The organism is Actinoplanes sp. NPDC051411 (genome assembly GCF_040682075.1).
In the GTDB taxonomy this organism is placed as follows: domain Bacteria; phylum Actinomycetota; class Actinomycetes; order Mycobacteriales; family Micromonosporaceae; genus Actinoplanes.
Genome location: NZ_JBFBAD010000002.1, coordinates 65,299 through 78,573, shown reverse-complemented (window position 1 = coordinate 78,573; position 13,275 = coordinate 65,299). Strand labels below are relative to the sequence as shown.

The window sequence follows — 13,275 nt, the reverse complement described above, 5'->3', positions numbered from 1 at the left end:
AGCTCAGTTGGCGGTCCGACACCCGACCGGATCGACGCCCGGCGGGACGGAATCGGAAGCCTGAGCACCCGGATTGCTGGCAGCGGTGTTCGGCGCCGACGGGAGAGTCGACGGCGCACCGGTCGCGGACGTGGTGGGCGCGGTGCTGGTCGAGTTACAGAGAGGCTTGAGGTTGGGGTTGGTCGGCACGTCGTTGGTCAACTCAGTCAGGCGATGCTGGGCGTCGGACTGGTTTTCGGCGTGGATGCCCTGCTTGACCCGCTCCTGCGCGACCGTGGTGAGGTCGTCGAGGCGAGCCGTGCTGGTGTAGCTGACCTTGGACAGGTCGAGGCCGGCGACCTGACCCGGCACGCCGCGGAAGACGGCGAGCTGGCCGGCGTCGGTCGCGCCCACGTAGTACTGATTTTGCGTGTAGCGGTAGCCCGTCCAGAGACCGCCGCCGAGCACCGCCAGCAGCGCCACCACCAGCAGCGTGGTGCGAACCGGGTGGCCCTTGGGACCCGGCTCGTCGGGCGGATTGTCGGCCGGCTCCTCCGGCAGCGGCGGACGTGGCGCCTTGAGCGCCGCGGCCCGGGCGGCCGAGGTGGAGCTGTCGGCGACCGTCGTGTTGCCGCGGTCGAGGGAAGCGGCGCCGCCCACGATCGGGGCCTGCTCGACGATGTCCTTGTCGATCGCGTCGGCGATCACCACGGTGATGTTGTCTGGACCGCCGCCGCGCAGCGCCAGCTGCACGAGACGCTCCACACACGCCTGCGAATCGGCGATCTCCCGCAGCGTCTGTCCGATGGTCTCGGCGCTGACCACCCCGGAGAGCCCGTCGCTGCAGATCAGGTAGCGGTCGCCGGCCAGCACCTGACGAACGGAGTATTCGGGGTCGATGTCGCGACCGTCCAGCGCCCGGGTGAGCAGTGAACGCTGCGGGTGGCTGCTGGCTTCCTCCGGGCTGACGCGCCCCTCGTCGACCAGCATCTGCACATAGGTGTCGTCCTTGGTGATCTGGGCGAACTCACCCTTGCGCAGAAGGTAGGCGCGGCTGTCGCCGATGTGCACCATCCCGAACTTGCTGCCCGAGAAGAGCACCGCGGTCAGCGTGGTGCCCATGCCTTCGAGCTGCGGGTTGGCGTCGACGGTGTCGCGCAGGTGTTGGTTGGCGTTGCCGACGGCGTGACGCAGGGCGTCGACCATCGCGTCACCGGGAACGTCCTCGTCGAGAGGAGCCATCGCGGCGATGACGATGTTGGACGCCACGTCACCGGCGGCCATGCCGCCCATGCCATCGGCGACAGCGAGAAGTCGCGGCCCGGCGTAAACAGAGTCCTGGTTCAGGTCTCGGATCAGTCCGCGGTCGCTCTGAGCGGCATAGCGCAGGGTCAGGGTCATGGCCGTAACTCGAGGGACGTGCGACCGATCCGGATCGGTTCGCCAAGGGGGACGGGAGTAAGTCCCGAGACCTTACCGCGATTGAGGTACGTCCCGTTCGTCGAGCCGAGGTCCTCGACAAACCAGTTACCGTCGCGCGGCACGAGCCGGGCGTGCCGCGCCGAGGCGAAGTCGTCGGTGATGACGAGCGTCGAATCCTCCGCACGACCGATAGTGATCGGGACATCGCCCAACGTGATGCGCGTGCCGGCCAACTGACCGGCGGTCACCACGAGTTGCCGCGCCGCCTTCCCACGCTTCGCCTTCGCCGCCGGGGCACCCTGCATCGCGGGCGCACCCACACCCCGCGGGCTGGCCACGATGCTCTTGGACCGGACTCCGGCAAAGAGATCCCGGCGGATCACCCCCACCACCGTGAACACGAAGATCCACAGCAGGATGAGGAATCCGAATCGGGCAACGGTCAGGACGAATTCGGGCAAGGTGCCTAGCCGTCCACTCGGAAGGTCAGCGTGGTGGTGCCGAGCTGGATCATGTCACCCGGGTTGAGCGCCACCGCGGACACCCGCTGGCCGTTGACCATCGTCCCGTTCGTCGAACCGAGATCGGTCAGCACGACCTGGTTGCCGTCGTAGTCGAGCCGGGCGTGCCGGCGCGAGATCCCGACGTCGGGCAGCCGCAGATTGGCCTGGTCACCCCGGCCGATCACGGTCGAACCCATCTGCAACGGATAGTTGCGCCCATCGCCCGAAACCAGGCCCACGGTGCGCCCGTTCGGCGCGCCGTGCTGCTGGTAACCACCCTGGTCATAGGGCGAATATTGCGGGCCCGCGTCATAGGCCGGCTGCTGCACCGGGGCGACCTCGCCACCGGTGTAGACCTCAGCCGTCACCCGGAACATGCCCGTGTCGAGACCCTCACCCCGCTCGATCTCGACAATGACGTCGCCATAGACCGTCCACGCCTGCTCACCGATGAACTCGGCCTGCGACTGCGCCAGCTCCTGTGCGAGCGCGGCCGCATAAGGCGCCAGACGACTGTGGTCATATGGCGAGAGGTCGATCACATAGCGGTTGGGCACCAGGGTGCGGCCACCGGCAAGGATGGCCTTGTGCGCCTCGGCCTCCCGCTGCATGGCATTCAGGATCTCCACCGGGTGCACAACACCCTTGAACACCTTGGCGAAGGCCCCTTCAACCAGGCCTTCCAATCGCTTCTCAAAGCGCTGCAGCACGCTCACCGGCTCCTCCTCGGCTTCCGAGGACATGATGGTATCCGGCCGCCGCTTGTGCATCCCTAGCTCAAGTGCAGCCGGCACTTCTGACCCTCGTATGACGCCCCTTGACGCCGTGCTAGTCTTCCCTGGCGTCACGGGCGATATCAACTCGTAAGTAGTTGAGTCACCTGGGTAGCGACTCGCTTAGTAACGTGCGACAGCGTAGTCTGTCGCAGCCAGTTACGAGCAAGTGCCACATGGGGATGTGGCGGAATGGCAGACGCGCACGGTTCAGGTCCGTGTGTCCGAAAGGACGTGGGGGTTCAACTCCCCCCATCCCCACGAGCGTGATGGGTGGCGAGTGTCCGCGGAAAGCGCGGACCTCGTCACCCTCGTTATTTTGCTCCGGGGGCCGAGCCCCCGGACGCCCCGCGGTGCGGTGGCTGGGCTCAGACCATGCGGTGGGCGCGGTTCGAGCAGGCCGCCCTGGTAGCTGGGCTCAGGGCCATGCGGTTGCTGGGCTTAAACCATCTTGGCGGGCGGGCTGGCGGAACGGGCAGTTCTGGCGGGTTGGCACGTTGGGTCACGCTTTGGTTAATCCCAGGCTGTGGGTTTGGGTGGTGCCATTTGTCACCCTTGTTTCTTGTACGCCGGGGGGCACGGAGTCGTGAAGGCTGTTTAGTCGCCTGTTCGGGTGATGAGGTGGGGCGGGCTATGCTCGGCGCCGCCCATCGGGTTTGTTGGGCGGTTGGGAGTGTCGGGCGTGGCTGGTGGGTCGGTGGTTGAGGTGGCGCGGGGCAAGCGCAGCGTGTTGGGCGTGCTGGTCGATGTGACCGACTACGCCGACGCGACCGCGCGCGTCATGGCCGCGGCCCGGGAGCGGCGGCCATACGCCGTCACCGCGCTCGCCGTGCACGGGGTGATGACCGGTGTGCAGGATCGGGCGCACGGGGCGCGACTCAACTCGTTCGATCTGGTGACGCCCGACGGGCAGCCGGTCCGCGGCGCGCTCAACCTGCTCTACAACGCCGGCCTCGGCGACCGGGTCTACGGGCCGACGCTGACGCTCAAGGTGATCGAGCAGGCGGCGGCCGAGGGCCTGCCCATCTATCTGTACGGGTCGACCCAGCCCACTCTCGACAAGCTGATCCCGGCGCTGGAAGAGATGTTCCCCGCACTGAAGATCGCGGGCGTCGAGCCGTCGAAGTTCCGGGCCTCCCAGCCGGGCGAGCCGGAAGAGATCGCCGAGCGGATCAAGGCATCCGGCGCCCGCATCGTCTTCGTCGGCCTCGGATGCCCGCGCCAGGAAGTGTTCACCTACGCGATGCGCCCGCTGCTCGACATGCCGCTGCTCGCGGTCGGGGCGGCGTTCGACTACCACGCCGGCCTGCTGAAAAACCCGCCCGCCTGGATGCAGAAGTACGCGCTGGAGTGGCTGTGGCGGCTCGGCCTCGAGCCCAAGCGCCTCTGGAAGCGCTACGTGTTGCTCAACCCGGCCTACCTGACCCGGCTCGCCCTGCAGAAGAGCGGGCTGTGGAAGGCGACCCCGCCGGCCCCGGCCACGACGCCCGTCGAGTCGTTCGCGGTCTGAGCAGCTGAGACTGGGCAGCTGAGACTGGCCTGAGCCTGGCATCACGATTCGGCTAACGCCGGCCTAACACCTGTCCATAGGTGCTGGTCGGGGCCCCCTACGGGTTCTGGTCCGGGCATAACCCGGTTTCGCGCTCGTCACCATGGGTGAACGCTGTCGATGTGAACACCGCTGTCGACCTCACCCTGATCGGCGCCCTGGCCGGCGTCTGGCTGGCCGCCGGGCTGCTGGTCGAGACGCTGCCGGCCTCGCGCACCGCACTCGAGCTACGCCGCCGGGCCGTTCTGCTGTCCACTGTGATCGCGCTCGGCGCGGCCGTCTTCGTCGCCGTCCCGATCGTCGCCGCCCTGGTGCCCGGTCAGTCCGCGGCACCGTCGGCGGCCCTGCTCCCGGCCGTGCCGGCCCTGTTCGTACTGCTCATCAGCGTCCGCCGGCTGACCCGGGTGCGCCAGGGGGCGGGCGCCTTCGTGGCCGCGCCGCATACCCCCGCCCCGCCGGCCCTGCGAGCCGTCGCCGCCCATCCGCTCATCACCACGCCGGTGCAGGTCACCGGCCTGGCCGCCCTGGTCGGCCTGCCGATCGCGGCCGGCTTCGTCCGGCTGCCCGGCGCGAGCGTCGCCGGAATTCTCATATCCGTCGTCGGCGCTGCGGTCTTGGTCATCGGCATCCGCGCCGCGATCCGCCACAGCCGACTGAGCCTGCTCGCCCTGGCCCCGATCCGCAGCACCCGCCGCACCCCGGTCCGGACCCGTTGAGAGATCAGCTCCTGCGTGCTTCCTGCACATAGAGCAGTTCCAAGATGGATCGCGCCGCCTCGAACCACCGGTCCAGCCACTCCGACGGCGGCAGCGTCCCCCGCGCCGGCAGCTCCATCAGCAGGCCGCGCAGCAGCGGGTGGTCGGCCATCGACTGCGAGGAGGTCGAGTCCGGCCAGCCCGACGACGGGAAGACCGACTCGCTCAGCCCCGGCAGGTCGAGCGACGGCAGTGAAGGGGCACGGTCGAGCACACCGGTCGGCTCGATGCTGTGCGAGCGGCCGGGCGAGCGGGTCGGCAGTCCGGAGGAACTGCTCGACCGCGAAGTCAGTTCGCCGTCACTATCCCCGGACAGCGCGGACTCCCGGCGCCCCTGCCGGTACGCGCTGACCCCGCCGCTGAACCGGTCCTGCGCCGTGGCGGAGCCGTTGCCCAGGTTTTCCGAACCAATCGTCATATTCTGCCTTGCCTCGTTCGGTGATTTCCCCGCTCGTGAGCGCGGTCACGGCCGCGCTTACGGCGTTCAACGAGGAGGGCGGCGAAATGACTACGGCCGGCCGGGCGCCCACCGCGCGGCGGGGCCGGCCGTGACAACCGGGCCGGAGCCGGTCAGACGTCGAACTCGCCGTCCTTGGCACCGCCGACGAAGGCGTCCCACTCCGCCTGGGTAAAGATCAACGCCGGGCCGTCAGGGCGCTTGGAGTCCCGCACCGCGATGATCTCGTCGACGAAGGCGACCTCGACGCAGTTGTCGGAGTTCGGGCCGCTACGGGTGCTCTTGAACCACTGCGCCCGGCTCAGATCGATCCGGAAACCCTTCGCTTCAACTTCCACAATGGCTCCTCTACCAGCATCTCGATCATCTCGATGGACTCCTCGGGAGGGAGGGCGGTTGCCCGGATCGTCTCGAAGATGGAGTAGTACTTGCGAAGCTCCTCGGCCTTCTCCAGAAACAGCCCACCGGTGGCGTTCTCGGCGAACACTACGTCGGCGTCCTCGTCCTCCTCGAACTCGAGAATCGCGAAGGTGCCGTCCATGCCGGCGTGCGGTCCCGCCGCGAACGGCAAGATCTGGATTATCACGTTCGGCAGCCGGGCCGCGTCGACCAATCGTATTAATTGATCTCGCATGACCTTGTCGCCGCCGACCGGCCGGCTCAACACCGCTTCATCAAGCACCACCCGAAGATCGATGGGATCGTCCTGAGTCAATAACGACTGTCGTGCCATGCGGACGTGCACCCGTTGCTCTATTTCCGAGTCGGTGTCCCCCAACCGGGCGGCCCGAATCATCGCAATTGCATACTCTTCGCTCTGCAGCAGACCGGGAACTACCTGCTGTTCGTACGTCCGAATAGATCTTGTGGCCGCCTCGAGCCCGACATACGCACTGTTGAGAACCGTCGAAAAAGGATGCCACCACCCCTTTTGCCGGGCTTCCCGGGCAATTTGGACGAGCTCCTCCTTGACCGATTCCGGTACGCCGTAAATGTCCAATATGTCACGGACATCGCGCGGAGCAGCCCCGGTGTGACCCGTCTCAATTCTGGACACTTTGGACGCCGAGCAGCCCAGCCTCTCGGCCACCACGTCGATCGTGATCCCGGCCGCCTCCCGGTGCCGGCGCAACTCGAACCCCAGGCGCCGGCGACGAATGGTCGGACTACGGGGGGTATTCATGCTCACAGTCTCTCTGTTGATCATTGAACCGTTCAAGCGAGATGAGTGAACATCAACAATCACGGAAGGCTGACATGCAACTTGCATCGGCAGCCACCGTGGTGCAATCTTTCGGTATGGCCCGCGTCACTTAATGCACTTGTGAGTGACGGGGCCGCAGTCCGGCTCAGGCACTGGATGTTGCCGTTAACGGGGAGCCGACGCAACCGTTCGTCCGAGGTGGACACCCACCTTACGGCGACGGGAGATCGGCGATGGTGACGTTCCGCGACTTTCGACGAATATTGGCATCGTCGGAGGTTTGCCATGGTGTTTCTCCCGGGCACACTGGTCCACCTGTGTCAACGTGCACCCCGAGACAAGTTTCAGGGCAGGAGATGACGTGCTTCCTCGGTCCGGTGATGTCATACATGTGACGAAGGCGGCGAGCGTCCAATTCGCGGCGCCGATGCTCTTCCGCGTGATCCGGGTCCACGACTGGCCGACCTACGAGGGATGGATCTGGCTCGACGGCTACGAGTTGAACGCATCTGGGGACGCGGTCGAGCGACGCTCCATCTTCGTGCAGGTCGGCGGCCTGCGAGCGGTCGGCAAGGCGCCCGACCCGCGCGCCCGCAACGGTCGCCAGCCCGGCATCGGCTCGGGTTCGGTCGCGGCCCGCATGCGAAGCAACCGCTGATCTCCGACCGCTGATCTTCTACCGCTGAACCGCTAGTTGCCGTCCGCCGGGTCGGTAGCGGTCGCCGTCGTCGCGGTGCCCGGCTCCGAAACGAGCAGCGTGACCCTGGTGTCCGGTGGAACCTCCTGCCCCTCCTCCGGATCACTGTCGATCACGGTGTCCGGCTCCGCGTCACTCGACCGATAGATCACGCGGGTCGACGTGATGCCGACCCCCTTCAGCGCCGCCTTGGCGTCCGCCACCGACAGACCCCGCAACGCCGGAATGGCGACCGCGTCGTCCGTCGGATCGGTCGTGGTCGGCTCCGTCGTCGGTGTGGTCGTGGTGGGCTCGGTCGTCGGCTCCGTGGTTTCGGCCGTCGTCGCCACCGTGGTCGGCGCCGCGGCCGAGGTGGTGACCGCGGGTGCCGGGGAGTTGTCGTTCCCCGAGTTCTGCACGATCAGATAGATGCCCCAGCCCAGCGCGGCCAGCAGCACGAGCACGATGATCCCGACGACGATCGGCATCCACCAGCGGTCGTTGCGCGGCGTCTCGGGCGCGGCCGGCCAGTCCGTGACCTGCTGATATTCGGTGCGCCCCGGCTGCGGGGCCCGCACCTCGGCCCGCCCCGACCAGGCCGCCCCGCCCTCGGCCGGCGGCATCACCGCCGTGGCATCCGCCGGCGGCACAGCCGGTTGAACCGGCGGCACAGCCGGTTGAACCGGCGGCACACCCGGTTGAACCGGCGGCACACCCGGTTGAACCGGCGGCACACCCGGTTGAACCCGCGTCCGGCCATCATCCGGCGTCTGGTCCTCACCTCGGGCCGGCGGCGCGACCTGCGTCCGGTCGTCATCCCGAGCCGGTGGCTGCTGACCCGTCCGGTCATCACGGGCCGACGACTGAAATCGGGTGGCGTCGTCCGGAGGCCGGCGGCGACCCGGACCGGCGTCCTCGGCCCACGTGGCATCGTCGAACGGAGAGAAACTCCGCGTCTCGTCACGCTCGTCGGACATCGCCACTCCCAACCGTCACCCGCACGGGTCAACGTATCCAATCTTGAGTGAGAAGTGGCACCCCCGCGGGACAAAGGCGCCGGTGGCGCCCCATGTGATGGATTCGCAGGCATCGGCGCCGACCGCTACAGTGCCCGGCATGGCCGATATGGGCTGGACAGCACGAGTCGCCGCCGCGGCGGGCGCATCCGCGGGCACCGGCGCCGCGCAACTGGGCCTCGGCTACGGCCTCGGCGTGGTGGTCTGGCCACTCACCGACACCCCCGACGACAGCGTCTGGCTGGGCAGCCTCGGCTGGGCCATCTGGATCACCGCGAGCGCCACCGTCCTCGGCGCGGTCATCGCGAGCCGGATCGGCGGCGGCCCGAAGCCGCGCCCGGTGGGTTCCGCCGGCGCGGTCCGGCTGAGCGGTCCCTGGCGGCTCACTCTCGCCGCCGCGGCGGCGATCGGAGCCCTGGTGGCGGTCGCGCTGATCGCGCTTCCCGCCCGTTCGGCCGTACGCGGTGACACCTTCTCCCCCCAGGTCATCGCCGCCGGTTATGCGATCGTCGGCGTGCTTCTGGGCCTGGTGGTGGCCTACTGGGCCGTGGTCTCCCGCCCGGTGGCCGCCAACCTCATCACCACCGGCCTCTGGCTGTGGGCCCTGGCGATCAGCGCGGTCGTGGTCGAGCTGACCATCCACCGCCCCTCGGCCACCTATCTGACAAGCTGGCAGTTCACCGGCGGCACCGGCCACCTCTACGGCACCATCTTCTGGCCGAGCGCCGTGCTCACCCTGGCCGCCGCCTTCATCATCGGCATCATCTCGGTCACCCCGGCCGCCCGCCGCGGCCACTTCGGTCTGGGCGCCGCCACCTCGGGCGCGGTCGGCCCGCTGCTGGTGGCGGCCGCCTTCTTCCTCCTGGCGCCCCAACTGACCGGCGCCCTGGGCCCCCTTGAGTCGGCCTACCTGATCGCCCCGTACGCCGTGGTCGCCGGCCTGGCCGGCTCAGCCATCACCGTCTCCCTGGCCCAGTCCCTCCACACCCGCCTGATCCCGGCCCTCCCCGCCGCCCCCCGCCCCACCGGCCGCAAGGGCTTCCGCCTGACCCGCTCGAAGTCCCCAGCCCCCACTTCGGACGACCTCGACAACCCCAGCAGGACAGGCCGCGCGCCCAGCACGAAGGAGCCAGGCAAACCTCGCCCGACCAGGAGCAGGGGCGTCGCCTCAACCAGCGCAAACGACCCCGACGCGGTCACCACGGACAAGCCCGACCAGTCCGATCCGAACAGCCCCGCCCCGGCCGCCCGGAAAGGCACCGTCTCAGGCAGCGCGCGCGAGCCCCGCCCGGTCGCCTCAGGCGAGTGGCCCCGAACCGACTCGGACGAACCTCGTCCGACCAGCGCGAGGGAGCCCTCGGAGGAGCCCGACCAAACCGACTCGGACGAACCGCGCCTCAGCGGCCGGAAGGGCTTCCGTCTGGGTCGCTCCAAGGGCTCACGGCCGACCACTTCGGACAAATTCCAACAAAGCGCCGCAGACGAGTCTGGCTCGAAGGACCGCCCCACCGGCACACCCCAGGCCGGCCGGACCGGCGCGCCGCAGGCCAGCCCGACCGGCACTCCCCAGGCCAACCCGTCTGGCGCGCCGCAGGCCAGCTCGACCGGCACGCCGCAGGCCGGCCGGACCGGCTCGGACGAGGCGGGCCTGGGGGCGACCGGCGTGGCGACGGTTCCGGCTGCCGACCCGGCGACGTTTCCGCCCGAACCGGCCAAGCAGAAGAGCAAATTTTCCCGGTTCCTCTTCGGCCGGAGGGCCCCGGCTCAGCCGACCGCCGACACCGCCTCGGATGCCTCTGCGGACGACCTCACCAGGCAATCCGGCAATGACCCCGCCGGGCGAAATGTCCCCAGCCAGACGTCGGCCGCAGCCCGCTCGGCGTCGCGGCCGACCGATTCTGCGACACCGGCCGGCAGCCCTTCGTCTTCACCCGCGGCGGCTCCGAAGCCGTCCGCCGCCTCCCGAGCCGGCAATCCGTCACGCCCCGGCCCGCCGGCCGGCAGCCCGTCGCCCACCAATGCCCCACCCTCGGCCCCCTCACCGGTCAACCCAGCGAACGCCAACCCGTCGCCGGTCACCCCTTCGACCGCTAGGCCGTCGCCGGTCAACCCCCCGAGCGCCAAGCCGTCGCCACTCAACCCGGCGACCGGCAAGCCCTCGCCGGTCAACCCGCCCGGCGCTCAACCATCGCCACTCAACCCGGCTAGCGCTAAGCCGTCGCCGGTCAATCCAGCGACCGGCAAGCCGTCGCCGGTCAACCCGTCCGGCGCTCAACCGTCGCCGGTCAACCCGTCCGGCTCAAGGCCGTCGCCGGCCAATCCGGGGCGCGCCAATCCACCCAGCCCGCGGCCGTCGACGGCCAACCCGGGCGCATCGGGTGCATCGGCCGGAAGGACGGCGGCTGCGGCGGCGGGAGGGGCCGACGACCGTTCGAAGCCGGCCTCGAACAGCAGCCGGTCGAGCTCCGCGGGCGCCGACCCCGAGCTCGCGGCCGCGGCCCGCCCCCGTGGCCGGGCCAAGAAGGCCGCCCCCAAGGCCCCGGAAAGCGACAAAACCCCACAATCGACAGTCACGCCGCCTCCGGCCAGTCCGACCGTCGCGCGGATCAATCCCCGGCCCGACGTCGATTGACCCGCGTCGTTCGATGAAACGCTGGTAGAACGGCAGCATGCATCCGTTGGCCGCGCTGGGAATCTCGGATGCGGCGATGCGCGCCTACGCCGACCTGGTCGAGCACGGCGCCGCCTCGCCGGCCGAGTTGGCCGGCCGGGTCGGGCGTGAGCTGGGCGAACTCGAGCCGCTCCTCGCCGACCTGCGCCGCCTCGGGCTGGTCGAGCCGCGGGCCGACCGGGTTCTGCCGGTTCCGCCGCACCTGGCCTTGGAGGAGCTGGCCCAGCAACGGGCGCGCGAGGCCGCCCTGGCCCGGGAGATCGCGGGTGGGCTGAGTCAGCTCTGGGCGCGCGGCGCCGGGCAGAACACCTACCTTGAGCTGCTTCCCTCGCCGGAGGCCGCCCGCGCGGTGCTCGACCGCGTGCAGGTCGACTCCCGTGAGCAGGTGCGGGCCATGACCGTCGGCAACCTGGCTTCCAACCATCACACGATCGTCGGCGGGCTCTTCGAGGCGCTCGCGCGGGGCGTGCGCTACCAGGTCATCTACGGCACCAGCGTGCTGCACGACCCGGAGGCCCGCCGCATGGTCGAGCTCTGCGCCGACGCCGGTGAGCAGGCCCGGGTGGTGCCTGACGTGCCGATGAACCTGGCGATCGTCGACGACCGCTGGGCGCTGGTGGCCGCGCGCGCCTCGGTGGCCGGGCATCATCGGGTGGCCGCCCTGGTCGTTCACGACTCGCCGTTGCTGGCCGGGCTGGTCGGGGTCTTCGAGGTGTTCTGGAAGATGGCGGTGCCGATCACCGGCGAGTCCGACGCCGGCCCCGATCCGGAGACCCGGCGGCTGCTCGGCTATCTGAGCGCCGGCTTGACCGACGAGTCGATCGCGCGGGAGCTGGGGGTCAGCGAGCGTACGGTGGCGCGCCGGATCAGCCGCCTGCAGGAGATGGCCGGGGTGCAGACGAGGTTCCAGCTCGGGGTGCAGGCGAGCCGGCACGGGTGGCTTTAACTCGACATGCCGGTTTCGGACATCCGGCGCGCGTACGCATCGCCTTCGAGCCTGTCGATACTGGTCGATATCGACGAGCTCGAAAGGAGCACCCGTGCGCAGACTCTTCACGCTGGGTGTCGCCGCGGCCGCCTCGGTCCTGTCGCTGAGTCTTATCTCGGCGCCGGCTCAGGCTGACGCCGGCGGCAACCTCACCCAGACCCAGTCGCGGGCCCTCTACGAAAAGATCAACGCGCTGCTGCCGGCCGATGCCCGGAGCGAGGTCGCGGCGCTGGGTGACCGGCTCGGCCTGACCGAGGACAGCACGGCCCAGGACGTCATCGACGCGGTCATCGACCCCGCCGACTACAAGTGCGGCGATACCCCGGCCACCGCGTACGTGCAGAGCCTGACCGCCGGGCTGACCCAGGACGACCTGCTCAACCTCGCGGTGATCCTGATCTACGACCCGGTCGACTACGACGCCCTGCTCTTCCCCGAGCCGGCGGCCAGCCGCCACTTCGGACTGGACGGCGAATACACGACGCGCCTGCAGCGCCGCTTCGCCGGGTTGAAGGGTTTCTGGGACATCAAGTCGTCCGGCATCGAGCTCGTTCCGGTGCACGGCAGCACGCTGCTCGACACCACCCGGGTCGCTCGCGCCCTCAAGGCCGAGCTGCCGACCCTGACCGACGACGTCGCGGCTCAGCTCGCGGACGCGTTCCGGCAGATCGCCGACCAGGACAAGTTCGACCACGGCGACTTCCCGCTCTTCACCTTCAACGCCTTCGCCTTCTCGGCCAAGGGTGAGCCGGTGCCGGGTGTCGGCACGGTCACCGACAAGATCCTGGTCGGTGACGGGGTGCTCGAGGGCATGAAGACGCTGGGCCTCGACGACATCGCCCCGGACGCGATCCTGTCCCACGAGTTCGGCCACCACGTGCAATATCAGGACGGGCTCGACACGGCGACCACGCTCACCGGCCCCGAGGCGAGCCGCCGGCTCGAGCTGATGGCCGACACGTTCGGCTCCTACTACCTGACCCACCTGCGTGGTGGTCACGTCGGCATCAAGCGGGTGCAGGACTTCGTGCAGATGTTCTACGACCTGGGTGACTGCCAGTTCACCAACGTCAGTCACCACGGGACGCCCGACCAGCGGCGTAAGGCGGCCGAGTTCGGCGCCGTGAACGCGCTGCTGCCGGCCACGCGGGTGCTGCCCAGCCGCACTCTGGACGCCCGGTTCGAGAAGGCCCTCCCGAAGATCGTTGCTCCGGACGCCTCGTCGATGACGGTGGCCGACGTTTCCTGATCCTTCCCGGGCGACCGGCCGGCGATGCCCCGG

At 69.3% G+C, this 13,275-nt stretch carries 13 protein-coding genes and 1 tRNA gene; 7 read left to right on the top strand and 7 right to left on the bottom strand.

All coding sequences use genetic code 11. The annotated features are described in order from the left end of the window. Window positions 1–3 precede the first annotated feature (3 nt). The 3 genes from AB0M88_RS01330 to AB0M88_RS01320 are packed head-to-tail and all read right to left on the bottom strand — an operon-like array spanning window position 4 to window position 2,647. The gene (locus AB0M88_RS01330; RefSeq protein ID WP_364093675.1) at window positions 4–1,380 is read right to left on the bottom strand and encodes a PP2C family serine/threonine-protein phosphatase; all 1,377 of its coding nucleotides are present in this window, start codon (window positions 1,378–1,380) and stop codon (window positions 4–6) included. Further along, a complete protein-coding gene (locus AB0M88_RS01325) occupies window positions 1,377–1,862 on the bottom strand; it encodes an FHA domain-containing protein (RefSeq protein ID WP_364093672.1) in 486 nt (161 codons plus the stop codon). Before AB0M88_RS01325 ends, AB0M88_RS01330 begins: the two co-directional genes overlap by 4 nt. A 5-nt stretch (window positions 1,863–1,867) precedes the next feature. Continuing rightward, window positions 1,868–2,647, bottom strand: a complete 780-nt coding sequence (locus AB0M88_RS01320; protein WP_364093669.1) for a DUF3662 and FHA domain-containing protein — start codon at window positions 2,645–2,647, stop codon at window positions 1,868–1,870. 208 nt (window positions 2,648–2,855) lie between these two features. Here AB0M88_RS01320 and AB0M88_RS01315 point away from each other — a divergent pair. From AB0M88_RS01315 to AB0M88_RS01305, 3 genes are all read left to right on the top strand, one after another. Next, window positions 2,856–2,938: transfer RNA gene (locus AB0M88_RS01315), tRNA-Leu, on the top strand. 445 nt (window positions 2,939–3,383) lie between these two features. Further along, a complete protein-coding gene (locus AB0M88_RS01310) occupies window positions 3,384–4,187 on the top strand; it encodes a WecB/TagA/CpsF family glycosyltransferase (protein ID WP_364093947.1) in 804 nt (267 codons plus the stop codon). Between the two features lie 161 nt (window positions 4,188–4,348). Then, entirely contained in the window at window positions 4,349–4,942 is a 594-nt protein-coding gene (locus AB0M88_RS01305; RefSeq protein ID WP_364093666.1) for a hypothetical protein, read from the top strand. Window positions 4,943–4,946: 4 nt separating this feature from the next. Here the strand turns inward: AB0M88_RS01305 and AB0M88_RS01300 are convergent, their stop codons facing one another. The 3 genes from AB0M88_RS01300 to AB0M88_RS01290 form a co-directional block, all read right to left on the bottom strand. Beyond that, the gene (locus AB0M88_RS01300; RefSeq protein ID WP_364093665.1) at window positions 4,947–5,399 is read right to left on the bottom strand and encodes a hypothetical protein; all 453 of its coding nucleotides are present in this window, start codon (window positions 5,397–5,399) and stop codon (window positions 4,947–4,949) included. A gap of 152 nt (window positions 5,400–5,551) precedes the next feature. Further along, window positions 5,552–5,776, bottom strand: coding sequence for a DUF397 domain-containing protein (locus AB0M88_RS01295; RefSeq protein ID WP_364093662.1), 225 nt, complete (start codon window positions 5,774–5,776; stop codon window positions 5,552–5,554). Continuing rightward, a complete protein-coding gene (locus tag AB0M88_RS01290; protein ID WP_364093660.1) occupies window positions 5,740–6,621 on the bottom strand; it encodes a helix-turn-helix transcriptional regulator in 882 nt (293 codons plus the stop codon). The genes AB0M88_RS01295 and AB0M88_RS01290 overlap by 37 nt, the downstream gene beginning before the upstream one ends. 382 nt (window positions 6,622–7,003) lie before the next feature. Between AB0M88_RS01290 and AB0M88_RS01285 the strand changes: the two genes are divergently transcribed. Beyond that, the gene (locus AB0M88_RS01285; RefSeq protein ID WP_364093659.1) at window positions 7,004–7,300 is read left to right on the top strand and encodes a hypothetical protein; all 297 of its coding nucleotides are present in this window, start codon (window positions 7,004–7,006) and stop codon (window positions 7,298–7,300) included. A gap of 32 nt (window positions 7,301–7,332) precedes the next feature. Here AB0M88_RS01285 and AB0M88_RS01280 read toward each other — a convergent pair whose 3' ends face one another. Continuing rightward, window positions 7,333–7,968, bottom strand: coding sequence for a PASTA domain-containing protein (locus tag AB0M88_RS01280; protein WP_364093656.1), 636 nt, complete (start codon window positions 7,966–7,968; stop codon window positions 7,333–7,335). 466 nt (window positions 7,969–8,434) lie between these two features. On the opposite strand from AB0M88_RS01280, the gene AB0M88_RS01275 reads away from it, so the two are divergent. From AB0M88_RS01275 to AB0M88_RS01265, 3 genes are all read left to right on the top strand, one after another. Beyond that, window positions 8,435–10,966, top strand: coding sequence for a hypothetical protein (locus tag AB0M88_RS01275; RefSeq protein ID WP_364093653.1), 2,532 nt, complete (start codon window positions 8,435–8,437; stop codon window positions 10,964–10,966). A gap of 37 nt (window positions 10,967–11,003) precedes the next feature. Continuing rightward, complete coding sequence (locus AB0M88_RS01270; RefSeq protein WP_364093650.1) at window positions 11,004–11,951, top strand: helix-turn-helix domain-containing protein; 948 nt, start codon at window positions 11,004–11,006, stop codon at window positions 11,949–11,951. Between the two features lie 94 nt (window positions 11,952–12,045). Further along, a complete protein-coding gene (locus AB0M88_RS01265) occupies window positions 12,046–13,242 on the top strand; it encodes a hypothetical protein (RefSeq protein ID WP_364093649.1) in 1,197 nt (398 codons plus the stop codon). The last annotated feature ends 33 nt before the right edge of the window (window positions 13,243–13,275 follow it).

Bases quoted from the DNA above. Each gene is read 5' to 3' on its own strand.
- AB0M88_RS01300 (WP_364093665.1), bottom strand. From the start codon at position 5,399: ATGACGATTGGTTCGGAAAACCTGGGCAACGGCTCCGCCACGGCGCAG.
- AB0M88_RS01290 (WP_364093660.1), bottom strand. From the start codon at position 6,621: ATGAATACCCCCCGTAGTCCGACCATTCGTCGCCGGCGCCTGGGGTTC.
- AB0M88_RS01330 (WP_364093675.1), bottom strand. From the start codon at position 1,380: ATGACCCTGACCCTGCGCTATGCCGCTCAGAGCGACCGCGGACTGATC.
- AB0M88_RS01320 (WP_364093669.1), bottom strand. From the start codon at position 2,647: ATGTCCTCGGAAGCCGAGGAGGAGCCGGTGAGCGTGCTGCAGCGCTTT.
- AB0M88_RS01270 (WP_364093650.1), top strand. From the start codon at position 11,004: ATGCATCCGTTGGCCGCGCTGGGAATCTCGGATGCGGCGATGCGCGCC.
- AB0M88_RS01275 (WP_364093653.1), top strand. From the start codon at position 8,435: ATGGCCGATATGGGCTGGACAGCACGAGTCGCCGCCGCGGCGGGCGCA.